The following is a 15053-nucleotide window of genomic DNA, read 5'->3' on the forward strand; positions in this document are numbered from 1 at the left end:
GATCCACTTCGACCGTCCTTATGTCGTCTAGGCAGAAACTCCCCTGCTGGGTGCTCTGCGGTGAGCGTGTGTCAACACAGTAGCGCTGTACCGAGGCATTCCGATACAAACACCCTCGGACTTTGTTTCGTGTCTGGCTGTGTCCGTTAGAAGAAGGCTACGGTGGGGCAACACCCCCTGTCGTGGCGCACGTCACGGCGTGTCGCCCGCAGCCTGGAGGCCTTCAATGAAGAAGCTCATCAACGATCCGAAGAACGTCGTCGACGAATCCGTCGAGGGATTCGGGCTGGCGCACGCCGACCTGGTGACGGTCTCGCCGGATCCTCTGTTCGTCGTCCGTGCGGGGGGCGCGACGCAGGGGCACGTCGGCATCGTCTCCGGTGGAGGCTCCGGCCATGAACCGCTTCACGCGGGCTTCGTCGGCCACGGAATGCTCACCGCCGCCGTGCCCGGTCCGGTATTCACCTCGCCCACGCCCGACCCCATCGTGGCCGCCACGATCGCCTCAGACGGCGGCGCGGGCGTGCTCCACATCGTGAAGAACTACACGGGCGACGTCTTGAACTTCGAGACCGCCGCCGATCTCGCCGACGCCGAGGGAATCCGCGTCGTCTCGGTGATCGTTGACGACGACGTCGCCGTCAAAGACAGCCTGTTCACGGCTGGGCGGCGCGGCGTCGCCGGCACCGTCGTCGTGGAGAAGTGCGCCGGAGCCGCGGCGGAACGGGGCGACGACCTCGATGCCGTAGCTGCCGTGGCAACGAAGGTGAACTCGGTGACCCGCACGATGGGTGTGGCCCTGGCAGCCGGCATCGTGCCGCACGCGGGGGAGCCGAGCTTCACCCTGAGCGACGACGAGATCGAGATCGGCATCGGGATCCACGGCGAGCCCGGCCGCGAGCGCATCGCCTTGGAGCCCGCCGACGCGATCGTCGATCGAATGCTAGGGCCGATCCTGGACGACCTGCCCTTCGAATCGGGTGACCGTGTGCTGCTCTTCGTCAACGGCATGGGCGGTACTCCGCTGCTCGAGCACTACATCGTCTATCGCCACGCCGCCTCCGTGCTCGCCGAGAGAGGCATCGAAGTCACGCGTAGCCTCGTAGGCAACTACGTGACGAGCCTCGAGATGCAGGGCATCTCCATCACCGTCACGAAACTCGACGACGAGTTGACCGAGCTGTGGGACGCCCCTGTCGAGACCGCCGCCCTCCGGTGGGGTCGCTGAGCAGTCGGATCCTTCGGTCTGTCAGTCGAACGCAACACGAAAGGACGCCATTACATGAGCCTCGGTATCTCCTGGGTCACTGCCTGGATCGACGACACCGTCGAGGTCGTCTCTCACAACCGAACCCGCTTGAGCGAACTCGACCGTGAGATCGGCGATGGCGATCACGGCGAGAACCTCGATCGGGGTTTCTCCGCAGTCAAGGTGAAGTTCGACACCCTCCCCGACGACGCGACCCCTGGGGCGGCGCTCAAGCTCGTGGCCACCACGCTGATCTCGACCGTCGGCGGCGCTTCGGGCCCCCTGCTCGGCACGGCGTTCCTCAAGGGCGCGCAGGCACTCGGAGACGCGCCCGAGATCAATGCCGACGGTGTCGTCGCCCTGCTCACCGCGGCCCGCGACGGCGTCGTGTTGCGCGGCAAAGCAGAGCCGGGTGACAAGACAATGATCGATGCGTGGACCCCTGCCGTCGACGCCGCGGGGGAGGCCGCCGCAGCAGGTGCATCACCCGCCGGCGTTCTGCGCGCCGCTGCGGCAGCCGCGTCAGCCGGAGCCGAATCCACCGAGCCGCTCGTCGCTCGCAAGGGCCGCGCGAGCTACCTCGGCGAACGCGCTATCGGTCACCGAGACCCCGGGGCGGAATCCTCCGCCCTCATCATCACGGCTGCTGCCGACGCGGCCGCCGCCACGGAAGGCTAATTCATGGCATCACCGGTTGGAATCCTGATCGTCTCGCACAGCGCGAAAATCGCCGAGGGGGCGCTCGAGCTCGCTAAGCAGATGGCTCCGAGCGTTACCGTGGTCGCCGCCGGCGGCACCGACGGGGGCGCCTTGGGCACGAGCTTCGAGAAGATCTCGTCCGGAATCACCGCGGCACAGCAGGGGAGCGGCGTCGTGATCCTGTGCGACCTCGGTTCGGCGATCCTCACGGCCGAAACGGCTCTCGACTTCCTGGACGACGCCGAGCGAGCCCTCGTGGTCATCGCCGACGCGCCAATCGTCGAGGGAGCTGTCGCGGCAGCCGTCGCATCGGAGACGGGCGGATCCCTGCACGACGTCACGGCCGCGGCCCGGACTGCCACGGGCATCGCCGATCCCCACGCCGACGAACGGAGCCTCAGCCGCGCCGAAGTGCAGGGCGCAGTCGAGCGGTCTGCGACCCTCGTCAACCCTTCGGGGCTGCACGCGCGACCGGCCGCCGAATTCGTCAAGCATGCCGGCGCCTTCGAATCGACCATCCAGATCAACGGTGTCGACGCGAAGAGCCTGCTTCGCATCATGGGTCTCGGGCTGCCCAAGGGCTCGACAGTGTCGATCGTGGCAACCGGACCGGATGCCGCTGAGGCGGTGGACGCGCTGATCGAGCTCGTCGAGGGTGGATTCGGCGAGCTCTGACGAGCGACCCTCGGGGATGCTCCGTCCGACCCGAGCGAGACAAGCTGACCTCTTCTCAGGTCGTATATTTTAAAGTAGAATTTAAAATATGCGACCCGTCTTGCGAACCCGTCTGCCTCTGACCACGAGTGCCCTGATCTTCGGCATCGTGGTCGCAAGTCTCTCCTTGATCTCGTCGGACGTGCCCGACGCGTGGGAAGACGAGGCGGCAACTCTCTCGGCCGCAACCCGAAGCTGGCCCGAGCTCATCCACCTGTTGGGCAACATCGATGCCGTCCACGGCCTGTACTACGCCCTGATGAAGGTCTGGTTCGGGGTCGTCGGCACGTCGGTCTTCACGATGCGCCTCCCGAGCGCCGTGGCGGTGGGTGTGGGGTGTGCCCTCACGATGCTTCTGGCTTCCCGTCTGGGGAGCAAACGGGTCGCCGTCATCACGGGCGTCGTCTACGCGTGTCTGCCCAGGGTCGCCTGGGCTGCAGTCGAAGGGCGGCCCTACGCCATGGTGATGGTCGCCGCCGTCGGGCTGACGCTTCTCTTCGTTCGTGCCCTCGAGCGAGACCGCAAGTCACCGAGCCGCGTCGCTTGGTTGTGGTACGGGCTCGCAATCGTCATCGCCGTTCTGCTCAATATCTACCTCGCGATGATCGTGGTGATGCACGTCGTCATTCTCGCGGTGGCCTGCCGGAGTGGCCGTTCGAGACTTCTTCCCTGGCTGATCACGGCGGGCTCTGCTGCGGCCCTCCTCGTTCCCTTCGCGCTCCTGGTCGTGGGGGAGGCGGCGCAGGTGCACTGGATTCCCGAGCTCTCGGTGCACACGATCCGACACATCGTCCTCGACACCTGGTTCCGTGCCGTCTGGCCGATTCGAGGTCTTGGCGTATTCACGCTGATCGCGGTGCCCGTCGGGTGGGTGCTTCTCCTTGTCGGAGTCCGGTCGGCCCTCAAGTCGGGCGACAGGCCGACCTCCGGGTCTGAGACCGACGACTCGGGCACCGTTCGCGTGTACCCGGGAAGGGCGCTCGCTCTTCTCGCCTTCGGGCCGATGGTGCTCCTGCTTACCGCGACGGCCCTCGGAAAACCACTTTTCGCGCCCTACTACCTCACTTTGAGCGCTCCCTTCGTCGCCATCCTCATGGCCATCGGTATTGCGGGTCTCACCCGACGACGCCGCGTGGTGGCTGTGGTCCTGGTCGTCGCTGTGGCCATTCCCTCCCTCATCGCGATCCGCCTGCCCCACTCGCACCACGAGATCTACTGGTCCGATGCGGCGGAGCTCGTGCACGAACAACGCGAGTCGTCGACCGGGCCGGACGCGGTCGTCTTCGCCACGGTGGCCCAGCTCCCCTCAGCGACAGCCAATCTCGTGGAGATCGCCTACCCGGGTGCCTTCGAGGGAATGCGCGATCTGGCCGTGACCGGAAACCGTCGTGCCGAAGGGCGCCTCTTCGATCGCAATGGAGATCTCGCGACCCTCATTCCGCGTCGCCTCGCGTCGATCGACAACGTCTGGATCATCGGCGCTTCAGGGGTCGACCCGAGAGCCGACGAAGCCAGGCGGGTGCTCGAGACGAGCGGATTCGCCGTGGCCAGCCGCACCGATCTCGGGCCGGTGCGCGTACTCGAACTGCACCGCTCGCACTAGAGGGCGTTGACGTACAACCAGCGGCCGCTCTGCTTGGAGAAGGTCGACCGTTCGTGCAGGGTGTGCGCTCCCTCGTCGTCTCGATAATGCGCCCGGAACTCGACGATTCCCGTGGTGTCGAGCATGCCGCCGCGTTCGGTGGCAATGATGTCGAGTCGGTACCAGCGCACGCCCTCGTCGAGGTCGAGCGAATCGGGCCGAAGCGCAGGATCCCAGGTGGCGAGCAAATAGACCGCGTCGCCGACCGCGAAGGCCGAGTACCGAGACCGCATCAGGCGTTCTGCCGTCGTTGCTACCACCAGGCCTCGGTGCAGTGGCCCGCAGCAGGCGCCGTACGTCTCGCCACTCAGGCACGGGCAGCGGGCGGCATCGGCGAGTGTCGTCGAGGGGGAATCGGACGCGGGGGAGGAGGTCACGGTGGCGCGGATCCTTTGCTCGATCGGGAGCGTAGCGTTGAGCTTCACCCAGAAGGAGAATGCCATGCGTGCCTTAGTCCTCGTCGTCGCAGCCGTTGCGACCACCCTGTTCGTCGTTAACTCGCGAAAGAACGGTGCCCTTGCGCCTAAGTCGACGAAACGAAAGAAGGCGATTGGGCGGGCGGCGAAGCAGAAGCCCGGGCAGGTGGTCGTGCCGAAAACCCCGAAGGTCAAGCGCGGGGTCTGATCCCGCTAGGGTTTTGGGTATGTCCAAAGTCTTGAGCTCTCTTCCCGTCGGCGAACGCGTCGGCATCGCGTTCTCCGGTGGTCTCGACACATCGTGCGCCGTCGCCTGGATGCGAGAGAAGGGTGCCGTTCCCTGCACGTACACGGCCGACATCGGCCAGTACGACGAGCCCGACATCGACTCCGTCGCGGTACGCGCGAAAGAGTACGGTGCCGAGGTCGCTCGGTTGGTCGACGCGAAGAGCGCTCTGGTCGAAGAGGGCCTCGTCGCTCTTCAGTGCGGTGCGTTCCACATTCGCTCCGGCGGCAAGACGTACTTCAACACGACGCCGCTCGGCCGCGCCGTGACCGGCACGATGCTGGTGCGCGCGATGAAAGACGACGCGGTCGACATTTGGGGCGATGGCTCGACCTACAAGGGCAACGACATCGAACGGTTCTACCGTTACGGCCTCATGGCGAACCCGCGCCTGCGCATCTATAAGCCGTGGCTCGACGCCGACTTCGTGAACGAGCTCGGGGGCCGCACCGAGATGAGCGAATGGCTCGTGGCGCGAGGCTTCCCGTATCGCGACTCCACCGAGAAGGCCTACTCGACCGACGCCAACATCTGGGGTGCGACTCACGAGGCGAAGAGCCTCGAAGAGCTCAGCGCCGGCATCGACCTGGTCGAGCCGATCATGGGTGTCGCCGCCTGGCGCGACGACGTCGAGATCGCCACCGAGGTCGTCTCGATCCGCTTCGAGGCGGGCCGCCCGGTCGCCATCAACGGCGTCGAGTTCTCCGACCCCGTCGCGCTCGTCTACGAGGCCAACGCCATCGGTGGTCGTCACGGCCTCGGCGCCTCCGACCAGATCGAAAACCGCATCATCGAGGCGAAGAGCCGCGGCATCTACGAGGCGCCCGGAATGGCCCTGCTCCACCTCGCCTACGAGCGACTGCTCAACGCGATCCACAACGAAGACACGGTCGCCGCCTATCACAACGAGGGCCGCCGTCTTGGCCGACTCATGTACGAGGGGCGCTGGCTCGACCCGCAGTCGCTCATGCTCCGCGAATCCCTGCAGCGGTGGGTCGCCTCCGCCGTCACCGGCGAGGTCACCGTCCGCCTTCGCCGCGGTGACGACTACACGATCCTCGACACGACGGGGCCGCAGCTCAGCTACCACCCCGAAAAACTGTCGATGGAGCGCGTCGGCGACTCAGCGTTCGGTCCCGACGACCGCATCGGTCAACTGACCATGCGCAACCTTGACATCGCCGACTCGCGGTCTCGACTCGAGCAGTACGCGGCCGCGGGGCTCATCGGGGGAGCGACAGCCGAGTTGGTCGGAGAGCTCGAGGCGGGCGAGGCCGACCAGATTCTCGGTGGCGCCGGCGCGCCCGACTCCGCCACCGACGCACTCGGGCGGGCGACCGACGCCGCCTCCGAGTCGGCCGCGTTCGACTCCGGCACCGACTGACTCTCTTTTACGGCGTTACGCGAGACTCCACGAATGGCCCGTGTCTTCAGCAGACACGGGCCATTCGTGGAGTCTCGCCCTCTGTGGCGGGGGAGAGCAGGATCCAGGGCGCCCTCGATCGACTCCGGCGTCGTCGTCAGTGCAGGGCGAGCTCGCGTCGCCAGGCGTCTGAGACCTCCGCGGTCGCCGTGGCAGCCCGCAGACGAAGCGCGTCGCGACATTCGGTCGCGGCCTGCTCGACGGCTCTCACCCAGGCCGACGTGTCGGCGGGGGAGCCGACGAGCAGGGGGGAGTCGGGGCCATAGAGCTGAGCCAGGGCATCGCACCGGGGCCCGACGAACGGTGTGCCCAGTTCGAAGCAGCGAATCGCGATGCCGCTCTGGTAGAAGCGTCGATAGGGAATGAGGACGGCTGCCGACGTCGCGAGCAGGTGATCGAGGCGGTCTTCGTCCACGAACTCGTCGCTGACTGCCCAGCCGTCGATGTGGGGCCAGCCGCGGCCGTGGATCTCCAGCGAATAGCGCGGCGCTAGTTCGACGGCGAGGTCAGCGAGGAGCTGGATGTCTCGATCCGGCTTGAACTGGCCGAGAACTCGAATGACGGGGCGCTCTGTCGGCACGTTGCTTTCGGTGGACTCGCAGGAGTGGGTGGTCGCCTGAAGGGGGTGAGCCACGATCGGGCTGTCGACGCCGAACGTAGTCTCGGTGATCGCCTCCTGAGCCGTGGTCGAGTGGACGATGACGGTGCGCCTGCGTGACAGGGCACACCCGATACGCCGAGCGGGTGCCGAATAGCCCACGGCACGCACAAGGGGGACCGGGTCGTGCATGACGAGCCGAGTCGTGCGGCGGTGACCGAGGATGAGGCGGGCGAGAACGAGATCCCAATAGCCGAGCACGGGCCACGCGAGGATGACCGCACCCGTGGGCTTGGCACGACGGACACGGAAGAGAGCTGAGACATAGCGTCGAACCCAGGTCAATCGAGATTCGTCGGCCAAGGATGGCTCGACAAGATCGACCGCAGTCACGTCATGGCCCGAGTCGGTCAGATTCGATTTCAGCGTGCGGGCGTAGTGCCCGAGTGCCCCGGCCAGCGGGTTGATGATCGTCACGTGCGGAGTCGGGCTCATCGGGTCGGCCTCTCGTCGGCTGGTCAGAAGTGGAGTGCTTCTTATTCAGTACACCACATATCAACTTCGGAGAACAGGGTCAAATTGACGTCACTTGACATAATGTGCATTATCGGCGAATAGAGCGACGCGGGAAGAGGGGTCTCGGAGCGTGCCCGCGGCTACCCGGACCACAGCACCGCCGCACGCTAGCGTTACTCCTGTGTGGACCACCCTCGAACGTCGGCCGATGGTCTTCGACGCCATCATCGCGATTGTGGCGTTCGCCTTCTTCGGTGTGCTCGACGTCAGCCGCACCGGGTGGACGACTCTTCCCATCGACGCAGTGTTCGCCGTCGCATTAGTCTTTCGTCGTCGTTCTCCCGGCGCGGCGCTCGGTATCGCCTGGGCCGGAGCCATCGCGCAGCTGTTCGTCTTGCCGACGTTCATCAACGGCAACGTGCTCATCGCCGTGGTCATCTACGGCACCAGCGTCGCCGACAGCCGCCTCGTGAGTCGCCTGGGGCTCATCTCCAGCGTCGTCGGTGGAATCCTGGCTAGCGTCAAGCTCGTTTTGATCACAGGGCTGTTCCTGCCGGCGCATCAGCAGGATGGCGAGGCCGCCCTGTCGAAGGTGCTCTACTTCGTGGGCGTGGCGGGCGTCATCGCGGCGACCCTCTCGCTGTTCTGGCTGCTGGGAATGATCACCAGGATCCGCCGCGCCCTGATGAGCGAACGCGTCGACCGGCTCGAGAGCTCGCAAGAACTGCTCCGTGCCGAGCTGCGAGTGGCGCAAGAGACCGAACGCACGCGGATCTCGCGTGAGATGCACGACGTCATCGGTCACTCCCTCGCGGTCATCATCGCGCAGTCCGACGGTGCTCGATACGCCGTAGCGAAGAACCCTCAAGTGGCGATTGAAGCTTTAGGCGTGATCAATAGTTCGGCACGCTCTGCCCTCGATGACGTCAGTGAGCTTCTGAGCGTCCTCACCGGGTCGGACGGACACGAGGGCTCGCTCGGTGTCGCCGACCTCGAGGGGCTTGCGAAAAACACCCGGGCAGCCGGACTCGTAGTCGACATCCACGAGACGGGAGACCGGGCCCCGTTGGCGATCGGCCCTGATCTCGCGCTGTACCGCGTCGTCCAGGAAGCCCTCACCAATGCCCTCAAGCACGGCGGGCCCGGCACGACGGTCAAGGTCGACCTCGACTGGTCGGACAACGCGGTCTCGGTCCGCACCGAGACGACCGAAGGCGACGGTCCCGGTCTCCTCGGAGACGAACTGCGACCCAGCACTGGCGGTTACGGCATTCCCGGCATGATGGAGCGGGTCAGGCTCGTCGGCGGCACGGTGGACGCCCGCCCTCGAGACGACGGCACACCCGGCTTCCGAGTCGCCGCGCGAATCCCCCACTCCCCCGGAGGCCCCGAGTGAACCCCATCCGAATCGGCCTGGCCGACGACCAACCGCTCTTCCGGGCGGGCATCCGCATGATCCTCGACTCACAAGACGATTTGGACGTCGTTTGGGAGGCCTCCGACGGCGCCGAAGCCGTGCGACTCGCCGTCGAGCAACCCGTCGATCTGGTGCTGATGGATCTCGAGATGCCGGTGACCGACGGGGTCGAGGCGACCACCAGGATCCTCGACTCCACCGAGACAGGAGACGTCGCGACCCGCACCAGGGTCGTCGTTCTCACCACGTTCGAGTTGAACGACAAGACGTTCCACGCCATTCAGGCCGGGGCGAGCGGCTTCCTGCTGAAGAACGCCGACCCGGAGTTCTTGCTCGCGTCGCTGCGGACGATCCACTCGGGATCAGCGGTCGTAGCGCCCTCGGTGATGAGCGGGCTCGTCGAGCGGTTCGCCCGAAAAACGCCGCGGGTCGAGACCGAGGCGCTCGAGCCGCTGACGACGAGGGAGCGCGACATCTTCGCGGCGCTGGCCTCCGGGCTCAGCAATAACGAGATCGCCGAGAAGCTGCACCTGAGTGACGCGACGGTGAAGTCGCACGTGAGTCGGATCCTCGCCAAGCTGGCGCTCCGCGACCGCGTGCAGCTCGTGATCTACGCGTACGAGAACGGACTCGTCTGAGTCTGGTCGAACGAGGCGATCAGACGGGCTCGGTGGCTTTCACGGGGATAGCGGGCTCGTCAGCGCGGGCCTCTTCGGCCTCGATGATGTCGTCCAGGGTCGGCTCGGGCGACATCTTCTTGTAGACGATTCGCGACTGGTAGAGGTAGCGCAGCGAGAAGCCGACGGCGATGAGCGCGGCCTGCACGAACACGCTGTGGAGCGCTGTGTTCTCGACGATCACCCAGAGCACGAAGGTGCGGACGATCGACTCGGTGCCGTTGAAGGCGAAGGTGTGCCACCAGCGCTTCCACACCCCGCGGGCGCCGTGCTTCAAATCGTTGAAGATGAAGCGCTCCTGCAGCAGGAAGTTGCCGATGATGGTGACGAAGGCGGCGATGCAGGCGGCGGCGAGGTAGCCGACGCCGAACGTCTGCAGGCCGGCGAGGATCGCAAGGTTGGCCACGGCGCCGAGCGCACCGATGGCCGCGAAGCCCGAGATGCGCCCGAATTTGAGGTCGAAGAGCTGCCGGCCGAGCGCGATGCCCTGCTTCATGTCGGCCTTCGACGTGCCGGCGAGGCGCGCCTCGAACACGAGAGGCACTTCGGCGACCTGCAGCGGTTGGCGGGCGAGGATCTCGAGGAGGATCTTGAAGCCGCGAGCGTGCAGCCCGTCGAGCTGGATGGCCCCGGTGCGGATGCCGAAGAAACCGCTCATCGGGTCGGTGGTGCCATGCAAGCGGGTCGGGAACAGCGCCTTGGTGACCTTGATCGAGGCCTGTGACACCAGGCGTCGCACTCCCCCGGACAGCCCGTCGCTCGAGCCGCCGTCGACGTGGCGGGAGGCGACGACGACATCGGCGCCCGAGGCGTCGCCCTTGGCGATGATCGACGGGAGTGTCTCGGGGCGGTGCTGCAGGTCGCCGTCCATCACGATCGACCAGCGGCTGGTCGTCGACCGGAGGCCCTCGATGACGGCACCGGAGAGGCCGCCGACGGGAGTGTCGCGGTGGATGAGTCGCACGGGGAGATCGTGCTGGGCCGCGACCTCGCGGATCACGTCGGGCGTGTTGTCTCGCGAGTCGTCGACGAAGAGCACCTCGGCGTCGATACCGACGACCGCAGCCTCGACACGGCGCACGAGCTCAGCCACATTGGGCGCCTCGTTGAACGTGGGGACGATGACTGTGAGCTCCATAGCTCCAAGCGTACGGATCGGCCTTCGCGGGGGCACCGGCCGATCGGCCGCATTTCGGCCTCATCACAAAGTATGAGGCTCAGGCCAAAAGCCGCTCGATCAGCTCTTGCAGGTCTTCGGGCTCGAACTTCTCGTCGGACGTGCGGAGCTCATCGTGACTCCACCAGCGCGACTCGACGATGTCGACGCGCTCCTCGTCTGTCCAGTCGTCGTCGACGATTTCGAAGTGCGGCAGGCGCACGACGTAGAACTCGGCATGACCGTGGGTGTGGTCGGCGGCGTCCCACTCCACTTCGAAGTCGGACGTGTAGACGACCTCGCCCGGATCGTCGATCACCTGCCCGGTCTCTTCGTGCAGCTCGCGGATCGCGGCGTCGCGGTGCGACTCCCCCGGGTCGACGCCGCCGCCCGGCGTGATCCAGCGGGAGACGCCGGAGGTGTCGGGCGACTTGGTGTCCATCAGCAGAATGCGGTCGTCTTCGTCGACCACGATCAGTCGCGAGGTGAGCCGCAGGATCCTTCTGGTCCCGTTCTCGGCGTCGGGCTCGGTATCAGACATGGTCGCGCGGCCGCTCGGCTCAGACGGCCTGGAAGTCGGCGGTGTCGCCGACCAGCCGCGTGTGATCGGCAGGGATGCCCTCGACGGCCGCCAGGGCGACCTCGGCGGCGAACTCGGCGACGTTGTAGAGCTTGCCGGCGGCCTCGCGGCGAGCCGAGATGGCACCGGGGTTGGTGCGCTCGAGGAGTGTCGCAGTGATGGTGCCCTCGATCATGTCGCCGGAGACGACCACGAAGTCGATGCCCTTCTCGGTAAGGGTGGGGATGAGATCGCGCAGAGCGTCTTCGCCGGCCCGCTTCGAGAGCGCGACGGGGAGGTATTCGGGCATCGTCTCGGTCGTCTTGATGAAGTGCGCCTGGTGGCTCGTGACGAACACCACGCGCGAACCGGCGGCCATGAGCGGCAGGGCCCGCGTCAGCACGTCGACCTGCGCGTCGCGGTTGAGCAGGAGGGCGTAGTTCTCGGCCATGCCCGACTCCATGCCGCCGGAGGCGTTGAGCACCAGGATGTCGAGGCCGCCGAACTCCGTCTCGACCTGATCGATCATGGCCTGGACGGACTCGCCGTCTGTCAGGTCGGCGCCGATGGAGACGGCCTCGCCGCCTGTCTCCTCGATCTTCGCGACGAGCTGCAGGGCACGCTTCTCTTTGTTGCGGAAGTTGATGACGACCCGGGCGCCCGCGGCGGCGAGGTACTGGGCCGTGTCTGCTCCGACGCCGCGCGACGAACCGGTGACGAGGGCGCGCTTGCCCGAGAGGGAACCGGCCGCGAGGGGGGCGGAAGCGAGGTCGAGTGGCACGGGGAGACTCCTGTCGGTGCTGGCATTGAGGCAGTCCCCAGGCTATCAAGTGCCTCTGACGGAGAGGACCATCCGACTGCTAGCGTGGAAGCGCAAACAAAAATGCAGAACACCACCGAAGGAGATGGGTAGCTCAGATGGACAACCTGGTCGACTCCTTACAGCAGTATTCGTGGGTCGTCTGGTTGGCGCTCATCCTGATCTTCATCATCATCGAGGTGACGACGGTCGAGTTCACCTTCCTCATGCTCGCCATCGGCAGCGTCGGCGGTCTTCTCACCGGTCTCTTCGGCGGGCCCTTCTGGCTGCAGGTGATCGTCGCGGCGGTGGTGTCAGTCCTCCTCCTCTTCTCGGTCAAGCCACCCCTTCTCCGAGCCCTGAAACGGGGCGGCGACCCGACGCCGAGCAACGTCGAGGCTCTTCTGGGCCTCGGCGGCTCCGTGGTCGTTCCCATTCCCGGCGGCGAGGTGCACCCGGGTCTCGGCCAGGTCAAGCTGGCTAACGGCGAGACATGGACCGCCCGGCTTCTCGCACCGGCCGGGGTCAGTCTCCTCGACACGGGGTCGGCCGTCGTCGTGACGGCCATCGAGGGGTCGACAGCAGTGGTCGTCCCGTCCGACATCAAGTCTCTCTAGCCACCCTTACGCGAAAGGCATCACCAATGACCGACGGAGCAGCAATCGGCGGAGTCGTCCTCGCCATCTTCCTTATCATCGTCGTCATCTTCGTTCTGGTGATCCTGTTCCGGTCGGTACGGATCATCCCTCAGGCGACAGCGGGTGTCGTCGAGCGACTCGGTAAGTACCACAAGACCCTGACGCCGGGTCTGAACATCCTGGTTCCGTTCATCGACCGTGTGCGTCCCCTCCTCGACATGCGCGAGCAGGTCGTCTCCTTCCCGCCTCAGCCCGTGATCACCGAAGACAACCTCGTTGTTTCGATCGACACGGTGGTCTACTTCCAGGTGACCGACGCGCGAGCAGCGACCTACGAGATCGCCAACTACCTGGGTGCCGTCGAACAGCTCACCACCACGACCCTTCGTAACGTCGTCGGTGGGCTCAACCTCGAAGAAGCCCTGACCAGTCGCGACAACATCAACGGCCAACTGCGCATCGTGCTCGACGAGGCGACGGGCAAGTGGGGAATTCGCGTCGGGCGAGTCGAGCTCAAGGCGATCGAGCCGCCCCTGTCGATCCAAGACTCCATGGAGCAGCAGATGCGCGCCGAGCGCGACCGCCGTGCGCAGATCCTCCGCGCCGAGGGCACGAAGCAGGCGGCGATCCTCCAGGCGGAGGGTTCCCGGCAGGCCTCGATCCTTGAGGCCGAAGGCGCGGCGAAGTCGCAGGTCCTTCGGGCTCAGGGTGAGGCCGAGGCCATCCAGACGGTCTTCAAGGCCATCCACGACGGCGACCCCGACCCCAAGTTGCTCGCCTACCAGTACCTCCAGACTCTGCCGAAGATCGCCGACGGCGCTGCGAGCAAGGTCTGGATGATCCCGTCCGAATTCACCGAGGCGCTCAAGGGTGTCGGTGCCGGATTCATGGGAGCCAAAGAGGCCATGTCGGGAGAGACTCCTTCGACGAAGAGCGCCCCGGCCACGGGCTTCCCCACCGCGACGACGGCACCCTCCGCCGAGTGACGGCGAGCTGGTTCACGCCGGCCCCGCCGCGGGTGATCGCGCACCGGGGTCTGGCAACGGAGGCGCCGGAGAACACACTTCCGGCATTCCTCGCTGCCCTGGCCCTCGGTGTGACACACCTCGAGACCGATGTGCATGCGACGAGCGACGGCGTTGCGGTTCTAAGCCACGATGCCGACCTTGGCCGGGTCGGTGGGCCGGCCACCGGGATCCTCGGGTTGACCTCCCGAGAAGTCGCGAGGCTGCGTTTGCCCGACGGCACAGAGGTTCCGAGCTTGGACGACGCCCTCTCCGCTTTTCCCGATGCGCGTTTCAATATCGACATCAAGGTCGACGAGGCTCTCGAGCCGACGGTTGCGGCGATCAAGCGGCACCGTGCCGCCCCTCGCGTGCTCGTCACATCGTTCGACGATGCCCGTCGCAAGGCGGCCGTGGCAGCCCTGCCCGGTGTAGCGACTTCGCCCTCGACGAGAGGCGTCGTGCGTGCAGCTTTGGCGGCGCGAACCCCGCTCCCCTGGTTCCGGCGCAGCGCACTTCGAGGCATCGACGCCCTGCAGATCCCCGAAAAGCACCGCGGGGTCCCGGTCCTCTCGGCAGCCCTCCTCGAGGCCGCTCACTCTGCCGGCGTCGAGGTTCACGTCTGGACCGTGAACGATCCGGTCGACATGGCCCGACTGCTCGACCGGGGAGTCGACGGCCTCATCACCGATCGATCCGATCTCACACTCGCTCTGCTCCGAACTAGGAGTAGCAAATAGCGGCGAGGCCTGGGAGGGCACTGTGAAATCTCACCTCGCGAAACAAACCTTCATCTTAAGTGGTTATAACGGGAGATTGCAACGCGAGAGGAGACCATGCAATGGCAGATCGCAGTTTGCGCGGAATGAGGCTTGGTAGCCAGAGCCTCCAAAGCGAAGAGGGCGTGGAATTTTCACCCCGCAAAAAGGCCGTCTATCAGACGACCGACGGAGCCACGTTCGATGTCGTCTTCGCCGCAGAGGCGGAGATTCCCGACTCGTGGCAGTCGCCGAAGAGCGGTCAAGAAGGACTTCTGCTCTCGGCCGACGGCAAGCCCGTCGACATCGACCGCGGTGACGTGAAAGTGCCCAGAACCCACTGGGACATGCTGCTCGAGCGTCGCACGCGACCCGAGCTCGAAGAGTTGCTGCAAGAGCGACTCGACTACCTGCGGGCCCGCAAAGGGCAGCAGAAGATCGGCGCATAGCCTCACCGCGCCTCACACGTCCATCTACCTCGACCGGCCTCTCGGCCTCGGGG

Annotated in this window: 17 protein-coding genes; 12 read left to right on the plus strand and 5 right to left on the minus strand. The window is 66.1% G+C overall.

Annotated elements, in window-relative coordinates; all coding sequences use genetic code 11:
* Positions 1 to 226: 226 nt before the first annotated feature.
* The 4 genes from dhaK to ASF54_RS00775 all read left to right on the plus strand — a co-directional run bounded on the left by dhaK (position 227) and on the right by ASF54_RS00775 (position 4265).
* Positions 227 to 1228 carry a dihydroxyacetone kinase subunit DhaK gene (gene dhaK, locus ASF54_RS00760; RefSeq protein WP_055957583.1) on the plus strand — a complete coding sequence of 334 codons (1002 nt, stop codon included), beginning with the start codon at positions 227 to 229 and terminating at the stop codon, positions 1226 to 1228.
* A 54-nt stretch (positions 1229 to 1282) separates the two neighbouring features.
* Positions 1283 to 1927 carry a dihydroxyacetone kinase subunit DhaL gene (gene dhaL / locus ASF54_RS00765; protein ID WP_055957585.1) on the plus strand — a complete coding sequence of 215 codons (645 nt, stop codon included), beginning with the start codon at positions 1283 to 1285 and terminating at the stop codon, positions 1925 to 1927.
* 3 nt (positions 1928 to 1930) lie between these two features.
* Entirely contained in the window at positions 1931 to 2623 is a 693-nt protein-coding gene (dhaM, locus tag ASF54_RS00770; RefSeq protein WP_055957587.1) for a dihydroxyacetone kinase phosphoryl donor subunit DhaM, read from the plus strand.
* Positions 2624 to 2711: 88 nt separating this feature from the next.
* Positions 2712 to 4265, plus strand: a complete 1554-nt coding sequence (locus tag ASF54_RS00775; protein ID WP_055957589.1) for a glycosyltransferase family 39 protein — start codon at positions 2712 to 2714, stop codon at positions 4263 to 4265.
* Here the strand turns inward: ASF54_RS00775 and ASF54_RS00780 are convergent.
* Positions 4262 to 4747 (minus strand): YchJ family protein, encoded by a 486-nt coding sequence (locus ASF54_RS00780; protein WP_157509973.1) that lies wholly within the window; start codon positions 4745 to 4747, stop codon positions 4262 to 4264. The genes ASF54_RS00775 and ASF54_RS00780 overlap by 4 nt on opposite strands.
* Between ASF54_RS00780 and ASF54_RS00785 the strand changes: the two genes are divergently transcribed.
* Together ASF54_RS00785 and argG are read left to right on the plus strand one after the other, a co-directional pair.
* A complete protein-coding gene (locus ASF54_RS00785) occupies positions 4746 to 4928 on the plus strand; it encodes a hypothetical protein (protein WP_055957592.1) in 183 nt (60 codons plus the stop codon). The two genes, ASF54_RS00780 and ASF54_RS00785, sit on opposite strands and share 2 nt — an antisense overlap.
* Positions 4929 to 4947: 19 nt before the next feature.
* Positions 4948 to 6390: an argininosuccinate synthase gene (argG, locus tag ASF54_RS00790; protein WP_055957595.1), complete on the plus strand. Its 1443-nt coding sequence runs from the start codon at positions 4948 to 4950 to the stop codon at positions 6388 to 6390.
* A 136-nt stretch (positions 6391 to 6526) separates the two neighbouring features.
* On the opposite strand, the gene ASF54_RS00795 is transcribed toward argG, so the two are convergent.
* Positions 6527 to 7522, minus strand: a complete 996-nt coding sequence (locus tag ASF54_RS00795; RefSeq protein WP_055957598.1) for a glycosyltransferase — start codon at positions 7520 to 7522, stop codon at positions 6527 to 6529.
* A gap of 202 nt (positions 7523 to 7724) precedes the next feature.
* Between ASF54_RS00795 and ASF54_RS00800 the strand changes: the two genes are divergently transcribed.
* Both ASF54_RS00800 and ASF54_RS00805 read left to right on the plus strand, forming a co-directional pair.
* Complete coding sequence (locus tag ASF54_RS00800) at positions 7725 to 8939, plus strand: sensor histidine kinase (protein ID WP_157509974.1); 1215 nt, start codon at positions 7725 to 7727, stop codon at positions 8937 to 8939.
* Positions 8936 to 9598, plus strand: coding sequence for a response regulator (locus ASF54_RS00805; RefSeq protein ID WP_055957603.1), 663 nt, complete (start codon positions 8936 to 8938; stop codon positions 9596 to 9598). The genes ASF54_RS00800 and ASF54_RS00805 overlap by 4 nt, the downstream gene beginning before the upstream one ends.
* 19 nt (positions 9599 to 9617) lie before the next feature.
* Here ASF54_RS00805 and ASF54_RS00810 read toward each other — a convergent pair whose 3' ends face one another.
* The 3 genes from ASF54_RS00810 to ASF54_RS00820 form a co-directional block, all read right to left on the minus strand.
* The gene (locus ASF54_RS00810; RefSeq protein WP_084815854.1) at positions 9618 to 10775 is read right to left on the minus strand and encodes a glycosyltransferase; all 1158 of its coding nucleotides are present in this window, start codon (positions 10773 to 10775) and stop codon (positions 9618 to 9620) included.
* Positions 10776 to 10854: 79 nt separating this feature from the next.
* Positions 10855 to 11334 carry an NUDIX hydrolase gene (locus tag ASF54_RS00815; protein WP_055957605.1) on the minus strand — a complete coding sequence of 160 codons (480 nt, stop codon included), beginning with the start codon at positions 11332 to 11334 and terminating at the stop codon, positions 10855 to 10857.
* Between the two features lie 19 nt (positions 11335 to 11353).
* Positions 11354 to 12133, minus strand: a complete 780-nt coding sequence (locus ASF54_RS00820; RefSeq protein ID WP_055957607.1) for an SDR family oxidoreductase — start codon at positions 12131 to 12133, stop codon at positions 11354 to 11356.
* A gap of 137 nt (positions 12134 to 12270) precedes the next feature.
* On the opposite strand from ASF54_RS00820, the gene ASF54_RS00825 reads away from it, so the two are divergent.
* The 4 genes from ASF54_RS00825 to ASF54_RS00840 all read left to right on the plus strand — a co-directional run bounded on the left by ASF54_RS00825 (position 12271) and on the right by ASF54_RS00840 (position 15000).
* Positions 12271 to 12768, plus strand: a complete 498-nt coding sequence (locus ASF54_RS00825; protein WP_055957610.1) for an NfeD family protein — start codon at positions 12271 to 12273, stop codon at positions 12766 to 12768.
* A 26-nt stretch (positions 12769 to 12794) separates the two neighbouring features.
* Complete coding sequence (locus ASF54_RS00830) at positions 12795 to 13775, plus strand: SPFH domain-containing protein (RefSeq protein WP_084815855.1); 981 nt, start codon at positions 12795 to 12797, stop codon at positions 13773 to 13775.
* Entirely contained in the window at positions 13772 to 14533 is a 762-nt protein-coding gene (locus ASF54_RS00835) for a glycerophosphodiester phosphodiesterase family protein (protein ID WP_055957614.1), read from the plus strand. Before ASF54_RS00830 ends, ASF54_RS00835 begins: the two co-directional genes overlap by 4 nt.
* 101 nt (positions 14534 to 14634) lie before the next feature.
* Positions 14635 to 15000, plus strand: coding sequence for an RNA polymerase-binding protein RbpA (locus tag ASF54_RS00840; protein ID WP_055957617.1), 366 nt, complete (start codon positions 14635 to 14637; stop codon positions 14998 to 15000).
* The last annotated feature ends 53 nt before the right edge of the window (positions 15001 to 15053 follow it).

Origin of the sequence: Frondihabitans sp. Leaf304 (genome assembly GCF_001423105.1) — a bacterium.
Taxonomy (GTDB): Bacteria; Actinomycetota; Actinomycetes; order Actinomycetales; family Microbacteriaceae; genus Frondihabitans.

What these genes read in the sequence shown, in the direction of transcription:
- ASF54_RS00840 (WP_055957617.1), top strand. Translation starts at nt 14,635, where the DNA reads ATGGCAGATCGCAGTTTGCGCGGAATGAGGCTTGGTAGCCAGAGCCTC.
- ASF54_RS00810 (WP_084815854.1), bottom strand. Translation starts at nt 10,775, where the DNA reads ATGGAGCTCACAGTCATCGTCCCCACGTTCAACGAGGCGCCCAATGTG.
- ASF54_RS00795 (WP_055957598.1), bottom strand. Translation starts at nt 7,522, where the DNA reads ATGAGCCCGACTCCGCACGTGACGATCATCAACCCGCTGGCCGGGGCA.
- ASF54_RS00775 (WP_055957589.1), top strand. Translation starts at nt 2,712, where the DNA reads ATGCGACCCGTCTTGCGAACCCGTCTGCCTCTGACCACGAGTGCCCTG.
- dhaL (WP_055957585.1), top strand. Translation starts at nt 1,283, where the DNA reads ATGAGCCTCGGTATCTCCTGGGTCACTGCCTGGATCGACGACACCGTC.
- ASF54_RS00815 (WP_055957605.1), bottom strand. Translation starts at nt 11,334, where the DNA reads ATGTCTGATACCGAGCCCGACGCCGAGAACGGGACCAGAAGGATCCTG.
- ASF54_RS00785 (WP_055957592.1), top strand. Translation starts at nt 4,746, where the DNA reads ATGCGTGCCTTAGTCCTCGTCGTCGCAGCCGTTGCGACCACCCTGTTC.
- ASF54_RS00780 (WP_157509973.1), bottom strand. Translation starts at nt 4,747, where the DNA reads ATGGCATTCTCCTTCTGGGTGAAGCTCAACGCTACGCTCCCGATCGAG.
- ASF54_RS00830 (WP_084815855.1), top strand. Translation starts at nt 12,795, where the DNA reads ATGACCGACGGAGCAGCAATCGGCGGAGTCGTCCTCGCCATCTTCCTT.
- ASF54_RS00825 (WP_055957610.1), top strand. Translation starts at nt 12,271, where the DNA reads ATGGACAACCTGGTCGACTCCTTACAGCAGTATTCGTGGGTCGTCTGG.
- argG (WP_055957595.1), top strand. Translation starts at nt 4,948, where the DNA reads ATGTCCAAAGTCTTGAGCTCTCTTCCCGTCGGCGAACGCGTCGGCATC.
- dhaK (WP_055957583.1), top strand. Translation starts at nt 227, where the DNA reads ATGAAGAAGCTCATCAACGATCCGAAGAACGTCGTCGACGAATCCGTC.
- dhaM (WP_055957587.1), top strand. Translation starts at nt 1,931, where the DNA reads ATGGCATCACCGGTTGGAATCCTGATCGTCTCGCACAGCGCGAAAATC.